The organism is Streptomyces sp. NPDC043726, from assembly GCF_056436565.1.
This window is the reverse complement of record NZ_JBWKCI010000007.1, coordinates 440,946-455,932: the sequence shown is the minus strand read 5'-3', so window position 1 is coordinate 455,932 and position 14,987 is coordinate 440,946. Positions and strand designations below refer to the sequence as shown.

Here is a 14,987-nt window from a genome sequence, read left to right as displayed (position 1 = left end):
CCGGCAGGAAGGCGTGCGGGGGCAGGCTGCCCAGCAGACCGCCGAAGGCCCCCGAGAGCAGCAGCGCCCGCGAGCCCGCGTCCATGCCCTTGCCGGAGACGTCCGTCAGGACGACCTCCAGGGTGCGGCCGCCGTTCGTCCGGGCCGCGACAACGAAGTCACCGGAGAACGACTGGCCGCCCGCCGGGCGCAACGCCATCTCCCGGTGCCAGCCGTTCGGCAGCTGCGGCAGCTTGCTCTGCACCCGGATCCGTTCGCGCAGGTCGAAGAGCATGGTGCCGCCGCGCCGCCAGGGCACGCCGACCCGGCTGCGGAACTGCGCGATGAGCAGCCCGACGAAACCGCAGGCGGCGACCACCAGGACCACGCCCGGGGTGACCCGCGCGGCGCCCTCGGTGTACGGGCCGAGCTGCACCGACTCCACGATGAGGGCGGTGGCGGCGGCCGCGTACAGGCCGAGCAGGCTGGCCGGGCGCAGCAGCAGTCCGCCGGCGACGATCGGCAGGACCAGCGCGGCCGGTGAGGCCCAGACCGGGTTGGCCAGGGTGACGGCCGCGATCAGCGGGACGGTGAGCAGGAGTCCGGCCAGCGCGATCCAGTCCGAGCCGTCGCCGCGGAAGTAGTCCACGGCGCTTCTGCGCAGGCCGACGCGGACCCGGTGCCACTGCATCCGCAACCGGGCCGTGAACGTGTCGGCGGCCGCGCGCCGCTCTCGTCCTGCTGCCATTAGTTCGGGACCCTATCCATCGGACCAGCCGCTTGGCACGGGAGGTCCCACTTGTCCCCCGTCCGAGGCTCAACTTCACAGTGAACTTCACGAGAAGCCATCGTGCGGCCACCCAGCGGAAATTCCCTGGCTCGTCCCGCATTGCCCTGGTAGGCATGGCGCATGGGGACACACGTCACGACCGGATCCGCGACCGGCGCCATCGAGCTGAGCGAGCTGCTGCCCGAGCAGTGGGACACCTTCTACGACGTCCTGCTGCGTGCCTTCGGCGGGGTGCCGGAGCCCGCCGAGGAGCGTGAACTGTACCGGAGCCTGACCCAGTTCGACCGTTTCCTCGCGGCCTGGGACGGTGAGCTGTGCGTGGGCTCCGCGGGGGCGTTCCCCTTCGCGGTCACCGTGCCGGGCGGGGCCTCGGTGCCCGCGGCGGGCGTGACGATGGTCGGGGTCGCCGCCACGCACCGGCGGCGTGGGGTCCTTACGTCGATGATGCGCAAGCAGTTGGACGACGTGCGGTCCTGGGGTGAGCCGCTGGCGGTGCTGACGGCGTCCGAGCCCGCCATCTACGGGCGGTTCGGGTACGGCGTGGGAACCCTCCAGTTGGCCGCCGAGATCGACACGACCCGGGTGCGGCTGACGGTGCCGGACGGTACGGACGCCGTACGGCTGCGGTACGCGGAGCCCGCGGCCGCCGAGGTGATCGACGCGTGCGAGGCCGTGTACGCGGCATTGGTACCGGTACGCCCCGGAACGCAGGCCCGGGTGCGGCCCGGGTGGGAACGGGTCGGGGTGCTCGATCCGGAGGACGGGCGGGACGGGGCCTCGCCGCTGCAGTGCGTGCTGGCCGAGCGGGACGGTGAGACCGTCGGGTACGCGCGCTTCGCCGTCAAGCCGGAGTGGGAGGTCTCCGGGCACAACGGCACAGTGCAGTTGCGGGAGCTGGCCGGGGTGGACGCCGCCGCGCAGGCCGCGCTGTGGCGGTTCCTGTTCGACATCGACCTGACGACGACACTGCGGGTGTACGGGCGGCCGGTGGACGAGGCCTGGCAGTACCAGGTGTCGGACATCCGGCGGTGCCGGCCGCGGCTCCGGGACGGGATGTACGTGCGGCTCGTCGACGTCGGGGCGGCGCTTCAGGCGCGGACGTATCAGGCGCCGGTGGATGTGGTGCTGGAGGTCGAGGACTCCTTCTGCCCCTGGAACAGCGGGCGTTGGCGGCTGTCGGGGGACGCGAAGGGGGCGTCCTGCGAGCCGACCCGGGACGCGGCGGATCTGGCCCTGTCCGTACGGGAGTTGGGGTCGGCGTATCTCGGCGGGGTGAGCCTCGCGGGGCTGGCGGCCGCGGGGCGCGTGCGGGAGTTGCGACAGGGGGCGCTGGCCGAGGCCTCGGTGGGGTTCGGGTCGGTGGTGGCGCCGTGGCTGGCGCACGGGTTCTGAGCCACTGTCAGTTCTTTTTTTGTTTCTGGCAGTTCGGGCACCAGAAGAGGTTGCGGGCGGCGAGATCGGCGGTGCGGATCTCGCCGCCGCAGATGTGGCAGGGGAGGTTGGCCCTGCGGTAGACGTAGACCTCGCCGCCGTGGTCGTCCACGCGGGGCGGGCGGCCCATGGCCTCGGGGGTGTGTTCCGGGCGGACGGTATCGATGCGGTTGTGGCGGACGCCCTCGTGCATCAGCTCCACGAGGTCCGTCCAGATCGCGTCCCACTCGGTGGGGGTGATGTCCCTGCCCGCGCGGTAGGGGTCGATGCCGTGCCGGAAGAGGACCTCGGCGCGGTAGACGTTGCCGACGCCCGCGAGGATCTTCTGGTCCATGAGCAGGGCGGCGATCGTGGTGCGGCTGCGGGAGATCCGTCGGTACGCCGTGTTCGGGTCGGCGTCGTCGCGCAGGGGGTCCGGGCCGAGGCGGTCGTGTATCGCCTGCTTCTCGGCGGGGGTGATCAGGGAGCAGGTGGTGGGGCCGCGGAGGTCCACGTACGACGTGGTGTTCGCGAGGCGGAGGCGGACCGTGTCGGTGGGTGGGGGTGCGGGGGTGGGGCCGAAGCCGACCTTGCCGAAGAGGCCGAGGTGGATGTGGACCCAGGACTCCGTGAAGCCCAGGAAGAGGTGCTTGCCGTGGGCTTCGGTGGTGGTGAGGGGGGTGCCGGTGAGGAGGGCGGCGGCGTCGGCGAACTTGCCCTGGGGGCTGGTGACGTGGGGGGCTGTGCCGGTGAAGGCGGCGGCGTAGTCCTTGGCCAGCCGGTGAATCGTGTGCCCTTCCGGCACGGTGCTCCTTCTGGGTCGGTGGTGGTTCGGGGCGGTGGGGTGGCGCGTCGATGGTGCTCGCCCCCGCCGCCCCTACCCGTCCCATCCTCCAGGGGCTGCCGCCCCTTCGACCCCGCACCCAGGGGGCTCCGCCCCCTGGACCCCCATCGGCCCTGAAGGGGCCTCGTCCTCAAACGCCGGACGGGCTGAACTGGCCGGACCGGCGACGAGAAGCACCGCCCCCTGCGGGTGGGTGGGGGCTCGGGACGGGTGTCTCGTCCTCGGACCCCGGACCGGCTGAAAGCCGCACCGACGCCGAGAAGCACCGCCCCCTGCGGGGCCTGGTGCCGCTCTGTGAGGCGGGGTCGACGGGGCTCGTGGGTCCTGGTGCTACTGCTGCGGGTGGTGTGCGGGGATCGGGGGGAGGTCGCCCGTCGTTTCGTAGTCGGCCAGCATGTCGATGCGGCGGATGTGGCGCTCGTCGCCCGAGAACGGGGTGCCGAGGAAGGTCTCCACGAACTTCGTGGCCTCTTCCTGGGTGTGCATGCGGGCGCCCACGGCGACGACGTTCGCGTTGTTGTGCTGACGGCCCAGTGCCGCGGTCTCCTCGCTCCAGGCGAGGGCCGCGCGGACGCCCTTGACCTTGTTCGCCGCGATCTGCTCGCCGTTGCCGGAGCCGCCGATCACGATGCCGAGGGCGTCGGCGTCGGCGGCGGTGCGCTCGGCGGCGCGGAGGCAGAAGGGCGGGTAGTCGTCCTGGGCGTCATAGATGTGGGGGCCGCAGTCCACGGGGTCATGGCCGGCCGCCTTGAGCCACTCGACAAGGTGGTTCTTGAGTTCGTAGCCCGCATGGTCCGAGCCGAGATACACGCGCATGGGGATGAGTGTGACACGGCGGGAAGCGGGCAGGCGCGGCGGGGGTTGGTCCCGACGCCGGCCCGAGAATTGTGAGCCACACTACAGAACCTCAGGGAAACCTCAAGTAACGATCCGGATTCAAAGGTTCAATTCTTTCTTTGCCTCCGATTCACTGGACCAACTTGTTAGCCACCCCGTACTCCGCTCGTACGGGAAACCCCTCACCCGGCACGAAGGAATCCCCCCTATGACCTCGCAGCCGACCCTGTCGAAGGCTGAAAAGGACCCTGGAGCCACCGGCGATCCCGGCAACGGTCTCCAGGCCGGGCTCAAGAACCGCCACCTGTCGATGATCGCCATCGGCGGTGTCATCGGCGCCGGACTCTTCGTCGGGTCCAGCTCCGGCATCGCCACCGCCGGCCCCGGCATCCTGCTGTCGTACGCCCTCGTCGGCACGCTCGTGGTGCTGGTGATGCGGATGCTCGGTGAGATGTCCGCCGCCAACCCGACGTCGGGTTCGTTCTCCGCGCACGCCGACCGCGCGCTCGGTCCCTGGGCCGGGTTCTCCATCGGCTGGCTCTACTGGTTCTTCTGGGTCGTCGTGCTCGCGGTCGAGGCGACCGCCGGTGCGGTGATCCTGGAGGGCTGGATCCCGGCGGTCCCGCAGTGGGGCTGGGCGCTCATCGTGATGGTCGTGCTGACCGCCACCAACCTGGTCTCCGTGGGCTCCTACGGCGAGTTCGAGTTCTGGTTCGCCGGTATCAAGGTCGTCGCCATCGGCGCGTTCATCGTGGTCGGCGGGCTGGCCGTGTTCGGGGTGCTCCCCGGTGTCGACTCCGACCAGGCCGGCCTGGCCAACCTCACCGAGCACGGCGGCTTCCTGCCCAACGGGCCCGGCGCCATCCTCACCGGTGTGCTGCTCGTCGTCTTCTCCTTCATGGGCAGCGAGATCGCCACCCTGGCCGCCGGTGAGTCCGAGGACCCGCAGCGGGCGGTCACCAAGTCGACCAACAGCATCATCTGGCGTATCGGTGTCTTCTACCTCGGCTCGATCTTCGTGGTCGTGACCCTGCTGCCCTGGGACTCCAAGTCGATCGCCGAGGACGGTTCCTACGTCGCCGCCCTCGACTCGCTCGGTATCGCGCACGCCGGTCAGATCATGAACTTCATCGTGCTGACCTCGGTGCTGTCCTGCCTCAACTCCGGCCTGTACACGGCCTCCCGGATGGCGTTCTCGCTCGGTCAGCGCGGGGACGCGCCCAAGGCCTTCGCCAGGACCACCGGCCGCGGTGTGCCGCTCATCGCGATCATCGCCTCGGTCGTGTTCGGCTTCGTCGCCGTCTTCTTCAACTACAAGTTCCCGGACTCCGTCTTCCTCTTCCTGGTGAACTCCAGCGGTGCGGTCGCCCTGTTCGTGTGGCTCGTCATCTGCTTCTCGCAGCTGCGCATGCGGAAGATCATCGAGCGCGAGGCGCCGGAGAAGCTGGTCGTGCGGATGTGGCTGTACCCGTACCTCACCTGGGCGGCGGCCGCGCTGATCGTCTTCGTGCTCGGCTACATGCTCACCGACACCGAGCACGACGGCCGCAAGACGGTCCTGCTGTCGCTGCTGGTCGCGGCGGTCGTCCTCGCCATCGCCTTCATCAAGAACAAGGTCGGCGGCTCCCGGGCGGCCACCACCACGACGGTCCGGTCCGAGATCGACGCCGACGAGGTCAACGTCGGCTGATCCGTCCGCGGCAAGCGGTAGGCAGTACACGGAAGGGGGCCCCTCGGGGCCCCCTTTCCCGTGCTCACAGGATCGTGAAGCTGTCCTTCACCTGGTCGTACGTCCCCAGCGCCTGCTCCTCGATGTCCGGCTGGTACCAGGTGTTGATCTGGTACGACTTCCCCTCCACGTTGAAGCCCAGCAACCGCGCGTGCCAGGGGACGCCCTTGAGCGTGAAGGTGTACTCCCAGACCACCGCCGGATAGTCGCGGAAGGTCGTCTCCTCGAGGCGGATCTTGTTGTACGCCTGGCCCTGGTGGGCGTTCTGCTCCGAGGTCTCCCACGTCTCCATCAGGTCGCCGCGGGCGAGGGAGGACTTGGCGACGAGCTCCTGCTTGCCGTCGGGAGAGGTGTAGTGCACCTCCGCGCCGGTCTTCACGTCCCGCCGCCAGCCCTCGGGGGTCACCCACGCGAAGCCGCCGGCCTCCGTACGCGCCCCCGGCGGCAGGGACTGCGGACGCGAGGTGCCCTCCACCGTCGAGGAGGGGGACACCGAGGAGGAGGCGGTGGACGAGGAGCCCGCGGACGGGGAGGACCCGGCCGCCTTGTCGTCGTCCGGCGAGCCCGAGTTGAGGACCAGGGCGACAGCCACCACGGCTCCGACCGTGACCAGTCCCACCGCGGCGAGGATCCCGGGGCGTCGGCGCGACGCGGGGCGGGCGGGGACCGCCGGACCGGGCAGTTCGCCCGGGGGCGTCGGGTGCGGATCGGGGGCGGGCGCCTGTCGCCGTTCCGTCTCCGCCTCCGCGTGCAGCACGGCCGCAGGCTTGGTCTCGGCCTCCGGGTGGGGCACGGTCGCCGGCTTGGTCTCCGCCTCCGCGTGGAGCACGGCCGCGGGCTTCGGCTCCTCGCGGACGAGGGAGACGCCGGCACCGGAAGCCGGGGTGACCGGGCGGCGCAGGCCGAAGTCATGGGTGGGCCGCTGCTGTTCGGGGGGCGGGCTGTCGAAGGGCTCGGCCGGCTCCTCCGGTACGGGTTCGGGCTCGGGCTCCGGATCCGGCTCGGCGGGCTCCTCCGGCGTCCGCTCGGGCGCCTGCTCCGCCGTACCGCCCACCGTGACCGTCGGCGTGGGCGGCGGGAACGCGATCGGCTGGAGGGCGATCTCCAGGTCCGTGAGGCCCGGACGGACCTCCGGCTCCTTCTCCAGCAGCGCCGCCAGGATCTGACCCAACGGGCCCGCCACCGAGGGGAGTTCCGGCTCCTCGTACAGGACCGCGTGCAGGGTGGCCAGCGTGGTGTCCCGGGTGAACGGGGAACGGCCGCCGAGGGCAGCGCAGAGCGTGGCGCCCAGGGACCAGATGTCGGAGGGCGGGCCCTGGGGGCGCCCGGAGATCCGCTCCGGGGCCATGTAGTCCGGGGAGCCGACCAGCATGCCCACCATCGTGAGCGCCTTGGCGTCCTGGATCGCCGCGATGCCGAAGTCGGTGAGGACCACGCGCCGGGCTCCCGTCTCCACCAGGACGTTGCCGGGCTTGATGTCCCGGTGCAGCACGCCGCGTTCGTGCACCTGGCGCAGTGCCGCGACGAGGCCGAGTCCGATGCGTGCCGTCTCGGCCGGGCCGAGGGGCCCCTCCTCCACGAGGAGGCGTTCCAGGGAGCGCCCGGCGACCAGTTCCATGACGATCCAGAGCCGTTCGCCCTCGTCCACCACGTCGTACACGCGCACCACGTTGGGATGGTCGATGCGGGCGGTGGCGCGGGCCTCGCGCAGGGTGCGTTCGCGGCGGGTGCGGGTGTCCTCCGGGTCGAGTCCGTCGATCCGCATTTCCTTGATCGCGACCGGTCGGTCGAGTATCTCGTCGGCGGCTCGCCACACCCGTCCCATTCCCCCCTGACCGATGCTCTCGACCAATCGATAGCGTCCGGTCACCAGGAGCCCTGGAACTCCACCGCTCCTCGTGTTTCCCGTATTCCCCGGCAATCCGCTGCACCCCCTCAATTCCCCACTGAGCCTGTCCGTTTGAAACACGATGGTCACACTTCGCGCCACACCAGCATAGTGCGGAGAAATCTTGTGGTACCTCTTCAAGTACTGCGAATTCAGGCGCAGCCAAGGGGGACGAACATGAGTTCTCGTCGTATGACGACCATCACGGGATCGCTGGTTGCAGCATCTTTCTCGGTCGTGGTGATCCTTCCGTTCACCGCCGCCGCGGACGACCAGGGACCCCAGAGTGGCAAGGGGGGAAAGGCCGTTGACGAGGCACCGGCGGGCGTGGAACTGACCACGACGCTGCCCGAGAAGATCTCCGTCGACAACAAGTCCCAGGAGACGGCGATTACCGCCACGGTGAAAAACGAAGGAACCGAGGAGAGCGGAGAGATCAGGCTTCTGGTCGTCGGATTCGACGGCCTGACGGTCAAGAATGTGCAGGGCTGTTCACCGATCGCCGAAAGCGATCTGCCGGAGGGTTCGAACAGCGGATTCGCCTGCGCCGTGGACAATCTGGCCGCCGGCGACTCGAAATCGTACGACGTCGAAGCGACGTACGACCTGAGCAAGACGGGCAAGATCTGCCTGCCCGTCCAGTCCGCGTCCGGGGACAAGACGTACTGGCAGCAGGGCCCGGTGCCGTTCGGTACGACGAACCCGTCGCCGAACGCCCCGGCCACCCCGCTGTTGCTGGGCACCGACAACCAACCGGTGGCGCCCGGCGGTGACGAGCTGCCGAAGACCGGTGTCGAGCGGGACGTCCTGCCGCTGGGCGCGGCAGGGGCGGCACTGATCGCGGCGGGCACGGCCGGACTCTGGTGGACCCAGTTCCGGCGGCCGCGGCCGGTGCGTCAGGAGAACTGAACCCCCGACAGATGGCCGGATGACCTGACGGCACCTGTCAGGTCATCCGGCCAGGCTGCGCCCGTGACCGCCACGTGAGACCTTCTCCCCCTGCACCCCGGCGAGCCCGGCTACGACGACGAACTCGCTCGGTGCGGGTCGCCTGCGGGGCCGGGGACCGGACCGAGGGGCTGCACGACCCGGAGACGCGGAAGAGGCTCGCCGGGCTGAAGGCCGATCTCGACCCGGCGAACCTCTTCCGGAGGGGTGCTGCTGGGGCGGCTACTTCTTGAGCAGCTTCCAGGCCGTGGGCAGCAGGCCCATCGCCAGGGCCGCCTTCAGGGCGTCGCCGATGAGGAACGGGGTGAGGCCCGCCGCGACGGCGGCGGAGAGCGACATGTCGGCGGCGAAGGCCAGGTACGGGACGCCGACGGCGTAGATGATCGCCTCGCCGATGAGCATCGTGCCGGCCATGCGCAGCACCGAGCGGTCGGCGCCGCGGCGGGCCAGGGCGCCGACGGCGGCGGAGGCCAGCAGCATGCCGAGGATGTAGCCGAAGGAGACGCTGAAGCCGTGGCCGCCCTGCGCGAACCACGGGACGCCCGCGAGGCCGGCCAGCGCGTACAGGGCCAGCGCGGCGACACCCCGGCTCGCGCCGAGGGAGGTGCCGACGAGCAGCGCGGCGAAAGTCTGGCCGGTCACCGGGACCGGGGAGCCGGGCACCGGCACGGCGATCTGCGCGGCGAGCCCGGTGAGCGCGGCGCCGCCGACCACGAGCGCGAGGTCGCGGACTCGGGAGGCGGGGAGCAGGTCGGCGAGGACCTGTCCGGTGCGGGCGGGGGCGGCGACAGCGGCGGTGCTCATGGGGACTCCGCGAGGTGAGGGCAGTTCGGGACACGGCGACGCTATCCCAGAGGCCTTGAGCCGATCACCGTCAGTGGTCGACAAAGGCCGGAACGTGGGCTTGGTGGGCTCCGTACAAAGAGTGGCAGTTACAAGCGGTACGGCGTGACGCTGGTCACTGAGGTGAGGACGCGCAGGTCACGAAGGGGGCGGTGGGCGATCTGTAGGTTTCCCCCAATCCGGGAGCGGTGAGGGGTCCCGTACGCTCTGTGCCGTACCTGTCCGCATAGTGGGCGACCCCTTCGCCTGAGCGGACACGCCCCACAGACTGACGGGTTTTTTGCCCATCTCACGCATTGGACGAGCCGCTCCCATGCCCAGCACCACAGTCGAGACGCCGCCGCAGCAGGACGGCGCCTCCCTCTCCCACGGCCTGAAACAGCGCCATCTGTCGATGATCGCCCTCGGCGGTGTCATCGGCGCCGGTCTGTTCGTGGGCTCCGGCGCCGGTATCGCCGCCGCGGGCCCCTCGATCGTCGTCGCCTACGCCGTCTCCGGCCTCCTCGTGATGCTGGTGATGCGGATGCTCGGCGAGATGTCGGCCGCGTACCCGTCCTCCGGCTCCTTCTCCGCGCACGCCGAGCGGGCGATCGGACCCTGGGCCGGTTTCACCGCGGGCTGGTCCTTCTGGGTCCTGCTCTGCACGGCGGTCGGACTGGAGGGCATCGGCGCCGCGAAGATCGTCACCGGCTGGCTGCCGGGCACGCCGGAGTGGGCGTGGGTGGCGCTGTTCATGGTGGTGTTCTGCGGCGCGAACCTGGCCGCGGTGAAGAACTTCGGTGAGTTCGAGTTCTGGTTCGCGGCCCTGAAGGTCGGCGCGATCAGCCTGTTCCTGGTCCTCGGCGGCCTCGCCATCTTCGGCGTCCTGCCGGGCACGGACTCCCCCGGCACCTCGAACCTGACCGACTTCCTCCCCAACGGCGGCGAGGGCCTGATCATCGGCCTGCTCGCCTCGGTCTTCGCGTACGGCGGCATGGAGACGGTGACCATCGCGGCGGCCGAGTCGGAGAACCCGGTCAAGGGCGTGGCGAGCGCGGTCCGTACGGCGATGTGGCGTATCGCCCTGTTCTACATCGGCTCGATGGCCGTCATCGTGACCCTGGTCCCGTGGGACTCGGCCGCGGTCGTGGAGAAGGGCCCGTACGTCGCGGCCCTCGACGAACTGGGCATCCCCGGCGCGGGTCAGCTGATGAACGTGGTCGTGCTGGTGGCCCTGCTGTCGGCCATGAACGCCAACATCTACGGCTCCTCGCGCATCGCCTACTCCCTGGTCCAGCGCGGTCAGGGCCCCAAGGCGCTGGGCCGGGTGACGTCCGGCGTCCCGCGGATCGCGGTCCTGGCCTCCTCGGTGTTCGGCTTCGCGTGCGTGCTGCTGAGCTACTGGCGCCCGGACGACGTGTTCCCCTGGCTGCTGAACATGATCGGCGCGGTGATCCTCGTCGTCTGGATCTTCATCGCGGTCTCCCAGCTGCGGCTCCGCGCCCGCCTGGAGCGCGAGTCCCCCGAGAAGCTGACGGTCCGCATGTGGGCCTTCCCGGTCCTGACCTGGGTCGCCCTGGCCGGCATGGTCGCGATCTTCGTCCTCATGGCCCGCGAACCGGACACCCGCGTCCAGCTCTACTCGACCGGCGGAATGACGCTGTTCCTGGCGGCCGTGGGGTACGGGTGGCAGCGGGCGCGCGCGGCGAAGGGCTGATCAGGCGCCGGCTTCGGCCTGCCATGCGGTGAGCCGGTTGCGGTCGTAGGCGACGAACGGGTGCTCGGGGCCGAGTGCCCGTTCCCGTCGTTCGGCCACCAGTTCCTGGGTCGCCAGGGCTTCCTCGCGCCGGCCCAGGTGATGGGCGATGCTCGCGTTCAGGGAGAGGGCGGAGACCGCCACCGGGTGATCGGGGCCCTGGAGGCGGGTCCGGTCCGCCAGTACCCGGCGGGCGAGCGGCTCCGCCTCCTCGTAGCGCCCGAAGTCGAGCAGCCCGACGGCGTACGAGTGGTAGGCGCCCACCGTCGTGAGGTGGTCCGGCGACAGGGCCCGCTCGCACCTCTCCGTGAGGGCGCGGGCCTCGGCTTCGAACTCCCGCTCCTTGCCGAGCTGCGGCAGCACCTCGACGAGATAAACCCAGGTGAAGAGCGTTTCCGGCGACTGCTCTCCCAGCACCCGCCGCTGGCCCTCCAACGCCCGGCGCAGCAGCCGTTCGGCCTCCTCGTCCCGGTCCAGCAGGTCCAGCGGCTGGTGCAGACCGACACAACTGCGCAGGGTGTCCGGATGGTCGGGGCCGAGAACGAGCTCGCGGCGACCGAGGACCCGCCGGTGCAGCGCTTCGGACTCGGCGTAGCTGCCCATCCGGAACAGCGCCCTGGCCTCCACGTCCCGCGCGTCCAGGGCCACACGGTGCTGTACGCCGAGCAGCGCCTCGACTCGCTCGGCGATGCCCGGTGCCAGCCCGAGCGCGCCCGCGAAGTCTCCCGCGTCCAGCACCTGCCGGGCGACCCGTGCCGCCAGCTCGGCGGTCGCCTCCGAGGGCGCGGCACCGAGCAGGGCCGATGCGTGCGGCGCGAGCAGGCCGAGGAAGTTCCGCGTCCTGGGCGAGGCGCCACCCCGGTCCGGCAGCGCCGCCGTCAGCAGCCCGGCCGCCGTTTCCGCCAGGACCGCGCGCTGCCCCTCGGGCAACCCGGCCGCGACGCTGTCCAGCAGCACGCCGTGCGCCCGCACGCAGCGCACCCCGTCCGCCCCCACGACCAACTCGGCCAGCGAATGGTCGAGCAGTCCGCGCAACCCCGGTTCCACTCGCTCCGGTTCAAGCCCTTCGACGGCCACCGTTCCCCGGGCCACCGGTGCCAGGACATCCAGCGGAACCGGGTCCGCCGCCCAGTACGACAGGAGTCGGAGCAGTGTCGAGGCTTCCGGCAGGCCCTGGGCGGTCAGGGCGTCCAGGGACAACTGCCAGGTGCGGCCGACCAGATGGCGGGACTGGCCACCGCCCGTCGCGCCCCGGTCCACGATCGCCGTCGACTCCTCCGCGAGCTTTCGGTCGTACTCGTCCATGGACCACGACTCCAGCAACTGGTGGGCGAGGTGGGAACCGGCCAGCGTCAACGCCAGCGGGAGGCGGCCCAGGCGCTGCGCGACCTTACGCGCGGCCGCCAAGTCCCCCGTGTCCGGGGCCAGGTCGCACAGGACCTGGGCCGCGTCGTCGAGGGGGAGCACACCGAGGGCGTGGCGCAGGACGCCTGGGCCGTGCCACAGCGGGGCCGTGGCGTGCCGGGTGGTGATCAGGACCGTGCCGCGCGGGCTGGTGCGCAGCCAGGCGCCGTCCTCCAGGACGCTCGGGTCGTCGGCGTTGTCCAGGACCAGCAGCCAGGGGTCCACCGAGTGGTCGAGGTAGTGCCAGGTCAGGTCCGCCGCCGCCCGCCGGCCCGCCGCCGCGGCCGCCAGCTCGCCCGCCGAGGCGCCCCGGTCGCCCGCGACCGCCAGCATTCCAGCCCGCAGGGACATCCGCTCGGAGGCGTTGACCCACAACCCGATCCGGCCATGGCTTCGTACGGCCTCGGTGAACAGCCAGTACGCCAGCGCCGTCTTGCCGCAGCCACCCATGCCGTGCACGACGTGGGCGTCGCCGCCGGGTCCGGCGAGGGCCTCGGTGAGCAGCGCCCGCAGTTGGTCACGATCGCGGAGGACGCCGGGCGGGCGGCCTACCAGTGGCATGCGCACGGAGTCGGGGGGACGGTGCGTCGGGGCTGCGCCCGGGCCGTAGTGGTGGTGGTGCTCCTGGATGTACTGGTCGCCGGTGGTCTGGAAGATCCGGCCCTGGCCCGAGGCGCGGGCGCCGAGTTCGTTCATCGCTCCGTGATGTGCTGGTCGCGGCCGGCCTGGTAGACGCGGCCGCTGCCGGAGACCTCGGCCCGCAGCCGGACGTCGACGGAGGGCTGCCGGCTCTGCTCCGGGTACAACTCGGCAAGGATGCGGCGCAGTTCGTCCGCGACTTCGGGCTGGGCGAGCAGCAGGCGGCGGACCCGCGCCTGCCACTCGGCGGCCAGTTCGGCCTCGGTCTCGGTGTCACCCGACTCGCGGGCCAGGAGCAGATCCTCCCGCGTGGCCTCCAGTTCACCGCCGACGGCCTCGGCCCGGGCGGGCTGGAAGCGGCGCCAGAGGGCGACCACGCCCTCGCGTGCCGACTCCCAGGTCTGGGTGGCCATCAGCGCCACCATCGTCGTGCCCGCCGTCCGGGCGAGTTCGGCCAGCTCCGGTCCCATGACACCCCCTGCGTACGACTTCCGATAGTAGAGGCCTCCCCCGTTTCCGCGCTTGATGCTGTTAGGTTGTTATTGCGAGCTAGTTGCAATAAGCCACTCCGAGGGGATCGCCATGCCCGTCTACACGCTTCCTGAACTGCCGTACGACTACTCCGCGCTCGCCCCCGTGATCAGCCCCGAGATCATCGAGCTGCATCACGACAAGCACCACGCGGCGTATGTGAAGGGGGCCAACGACACTCTGGAGCAGCTCGCCGAGGCGCGGGACAAGGAGCAGTGGGGGGCGGTCAACGGGCTGGAGAAGAATCTGGCCTTTCATCTGTCCGGGCACATCCTGCACAGCATCTACTGGCACAACATGACCGGTGAGGGGGGTGGCGAGCCGCTGGCCGCCGATGGGGTCGGGGAGCTCGCGGACGCCATCGCGGAGTCCTTCGGGTCGTTCGCCGGGTTCAAGGCGCAGCTGTCCAAGGCCGCCGCCACCACGCAGGGTTCGGGCTGGGGCGTCCTCGCCCACGAGCCGCTCAGCGGGCGGCTGATCGTGGAGCAGGTCTACGACCACCAGGGCAACGTCGGCCAGGGCGCCACGCCGATCCTCGTCTTCGACGCCTGGGAGCACGCCTTCTACCTCCAGTACAAGAACCAGAAGGTCGACTTCATCGAGGCCATGTGGCAGGTCGTCAACTGGCAGGACGTGGCCCGGCGTTACGCGGCCGCCAAGTCCCGCCCGGACGTACTGCTGCTCGCCCCTTGATACGTCCTGCCTCGTGATCGTCTTCTCACCCTTCACGCAGGCAGGCGGAATGACGGAAGCCCCCGCGAGGACGTGACTCGCGGGGGCTTCCCGTTCCCCGGGGGCTACTCGCAGGGGACGTTGAGGGAGAGCAGCGCGGCCTCGCCTGCGCTGCTCATGAGGACTTCGGTGATCGCCGTGTTGCCCAGGCGGGGGAAGACCCTGCGGTACTCCTGTGCCGGGATCCGGAGCAGCGTGCACAGGACCAGGCGGAGGAGGGTGTTGTGGGCGACGACCAGGACCCGGGAGCCGGGGTGCACGGTGGCGATGCGGCGGAGGGCCGCCGTGCCCCGCTCCGCGGCGGCGCGCGGGTCTTCGGCGCCGGGGAAGGGGTGTGCCACCGGGTCCTCGCGGAAGGCCTGTGCCGCGGTGGGGTTCTCCGCCTCGAAGTCGGCGAGGGTACGGCCCTCCACCACCCCGAAGTCGCATTCGCGCAGGCCGGGGTCCTGGTGCGGGGTGAGGGCGAGGGCTCGGCAGGCGGGTGCCGCGGTGGCGACGGCCCGGGAGAGGGGGGAGGTCCAGATCGCGTCCACGGGGTGGGCGGCGGCCCAGTGGCCGAGGGCCTCCGCCTGTGCGCGGCCGGTGTCGGTGAGCTCGACGTCGCTGATTCCGGCGTAGCGGTTCTCGGCGTGCCAGACGGTCTGTCCGTGGCGGGCGAGGAGGAGGGTGGTGGTCATG

General features: G+C 71.0%; 12 protein-coding genes and 1 pseudogene. 5 read left to right on the top strand and 8 right to left on the bottom strand.

Translation table 11 applies throughout. The features are described 5' to 3' along the window. A pseudogene (locus AC068Z_RS22675) lies at nt 1-727 on the bottom strand (serine/threonine-protein phosphatase); the annotation flags it as partial. Nucleotides 728-889: 162 nt separating this feature from the next. Here AC068Z_RS22675 and AC068Z_RS22670 point away from each other — a divergent pair. Beyond that, a complete protein-coding gene (locus AC068Z_RS22670) occupies nt 890-2,161 on the top strand; it encodes a GNAT family N-acetyltransferase (RefSeq protein ID WP_478558317.1) in 1,272 nt (423 codons plus the stop codon). Between the two features lie 7 nt (nt 2,162-2,168). On the opposite strand, the gene AC068Z_RS22665 is transcribed toward AC068Z_RS22670, so the two are convergent. Continuing rightward, on the bottom strand, nt 2,169-2,984 hold the full coding sequence (locus AC068Z_RS22665; protein WP_478558314.1) for an Fpg/Nei family DNA glycosylase: 816 nt from the start codon (nt 2,982-2,984) through the stop codon (nt 2,169-2,171). 369 nt (nt 2,985-3,353) lie between these two features. Beyond that, nucleotides 3,354-3,839 carry a ribose-5-phosphate isomerase gene (locus tag AC068Z_RS22660; protein WP_451726683.1) on the bottom strand — a complete coding sequence of 162 codons (486 nt, stop codon included), beginning with the start codon at nt 3,837-3,839 and terminating at the stop codon, nt 3,354-3,356. A 229-nt stretch (nt 3,840-4,068) separates the two neighbouring features. Between AC068Z_RS22660 and AC068Z_RS22655 the strand changes: the two genes are divergently transcribed. Continuing rightward, entirely contained in the window at nt 4,069-5,550 is a 1,482-nt protein-coding gene (locus AC068Z_RS22655; protein WP_478558309.1) for an amino acid permease, read from the top strand. Nucleotides 5,551-5,614: 64 nt separating this feature from the next. Here the strand turns inward: AC068Z_RS22655 and AC068Z_RS22650 are convergent, their stop codons facing one another. Then, the gene (locus AC068Z_RS22650; protein WP_478558306.1) at nt 5,615-7,414 is read right to left on the bottom strand and encodes a serine/threonine-protein kinase; all 1,800 of its coding nucleotides are present in this window, start codon (nt 7,412-7,414) and stop codon (nt 5,615-5,617) included. 240 nt (nt 7,415-7,654) lie between these two features. On the opposite strand from AC068Z_RS22650, the gene AC068Z_RS22645 reads away from it, so the two are divergent. Continuing rightward, on the top strand, nt 7,655-8,386 hold the full coding sequence (locus AC068Z_RS22645; protein ID WP_478558303.1) for an LPXTG cell wall anchor domain-containing protein: 732 nt from the start codon (nt 7,655-7,657) through the stop codon (nt 8,384-8,386). Between the two features lie 261 nt (nt 8,387-8,647). Here AC068Z_RS22645 and AC068Z_RS22640 read toward each other — a convergent pair whose 3' ends face one another. Continuing rightward, entirely contained in the window at nt 8,648-9,229 is a 582-nt protein-coding gene (locus tag AC068Z_RS22640) for a biotin transporter BioY (RefSeq protein ID WP_478558300.1), read from the bottom strand. A gap of 352 nt (nt 9,230-9,581) precedes the next feature. Here AC068Z_RS22640 and AC068Z_RS22635 point away from each other — a divergent pair, with 352 nt between their 5' ends. Further along, a complete protein-coding gene (locus tag AC068Z_RS22635) occupies nt 9,582-10,964 on the top strand; it encodes an amino acid permease (RefSeq protein ID WP_478558297.1) in 1,383 nt (460 codons plus the stop codon). Here AC068Z_RS22635 and AC068Z_RS22630 read toward each other — a convergent pair whose 3' ends face one another. Together AC068Z_RS22630 and AC068Z_RS22625 are read right to left on the bottom strand one after the other, a co-directional pair. Continuing rightward, complete coding sequence (locus tag AC068Z_RS22630) at nt 10,965-13,103, bottom strand: tetratricopeptide repeat protein (protein ID WP_478558294.1); 2,139 nt, start codon at nt 13,101-13,103, stop codon at nt 10,965-10,967. Continuing rightward, entirely contained in the window at nt 13,100-13,516 is a 417-nt protein-coding gene (locus AC068Z_RS22625) for a hypothetical protein (protein WP_478558291.1), read from the bottom strand. The genes AC068Z_RS22630 and AC068Z_RS22625 overlap by 4 nt, the downstream gene beginning before the upstream one ends. A 112-nt stretch (nt 13,517-13,628) precedes the next feature. On the opposite strand from AC068Z_RS22625, the gene AC068Z_RS22620 reads away from it, so the two are divergent. After that, nucleotides 13,629-14,270, top strand: coding sequence for a superoxide dismutase (locus tag AC068Z_RS22620; RefSeq protein ID WP_478558288.1), 642 nt, complete (start codon nt 13,629-13,631; stop codon nt 14,268-14,270). A 104-nt stretch (nt 14,271-14,374) separates the two neighbouring features. Here the strand turns inward: AC068Z_RS22620 and AC068Z_RS22615 are convergent, their stop codons facing one another. Next, nucleotides 14,375-14,986: a histidine phosphatase family protein gene (locus AC068Z_RS22615; protein WP_478558285.1), complete on the bottom strand. Its 612-nt coding sequence runs from the start codon at nt 14,984-14,986 to the stop codon at nt 14,375-14,377. Between the last annotated feature and the right edge of the window lies 1 nt (nt 14,987).

Bases quoted from the DNA above. Each gene is read 5' to 3' on its own strand.
- AC068Z_RS22670 (WP_478558317.1), top strand. From the start codon at position 890: ATGGGGACACACGTCACGACCGGATCCGCGACCGGCGCCATCGAGCTG.
- AC068Z_RS22660 (WP_451726683.1), bottom strand. From the start codon at position 3,839: ATGCGCGTGTATCTCGGCTCGGACCATGCGGGCTACGAACTCAAGAAC.
- AC068Z_RS22655 (WP_478558309.1), top strand. From the start codon at position 4,069: ATGACCTCGCAGCCGACCCTGTCGAAGGCTGAAAAGGACCCTGGAGCC.
- AC068Z_RS22650 (WP_478558306.1), bottom strand. From the start codon at position 7,414: ATGGGACGGGTGTGGCGAGCCGCCGACGAGATACTCGACCGACCGGTC.
- AC068Z_RS22645 (WP_478558303.1), top strand. From the start codon at position 7,655: ATGAGTTCTCGTCGTATGACGACCATCACGGGATCGCTGGTTGCAGCA.
- AC068Z_RS22640 (WP_478558300.1), bottom strand. From the start codon at position 9,229: ATGAGCACCGCCGCTGTCGCCGCCCCCGCCCGCACCGGACAGGTCCTC.
- AC068Z_RS22635 (WP_478558297.1), top strand. From the start codon at position 9,582: ATGCCCAGCACCACAGTCGAGACGCCGCCGCAGCAGGACGGCGCCTCC.
- AC068Z_RS22630 (WP_478558294.1), bottom strand. From the start codon at position 13,103: ATGAACGAACTCGGCGCCCGCGCCTCGGGCCAGGGCCGGATCTTCCAG.
- AC068Z_RS22625 (WP_478558291.1), bottom strand. From the start codon at position 13,516: ATGGGACCGGAGCTGGCCGAACTCGCCCGGACGGCGGGCACGACGATG.
- AC068Z_RS22620 (WP_478558288.1), top strand. From the start codon at position 13,629: ATGCCCGTCTACACGCTTCCTGAACTGCCGTACGACTACTCCGCGCTC.
- AC068Z_RS22615 (WP_478558285.1), bottom strand. From the start codon at position 14,986: ATGACCACCACCCTCCTCCTCGCCCGCCACGGACAGACCGTCTGGCAC.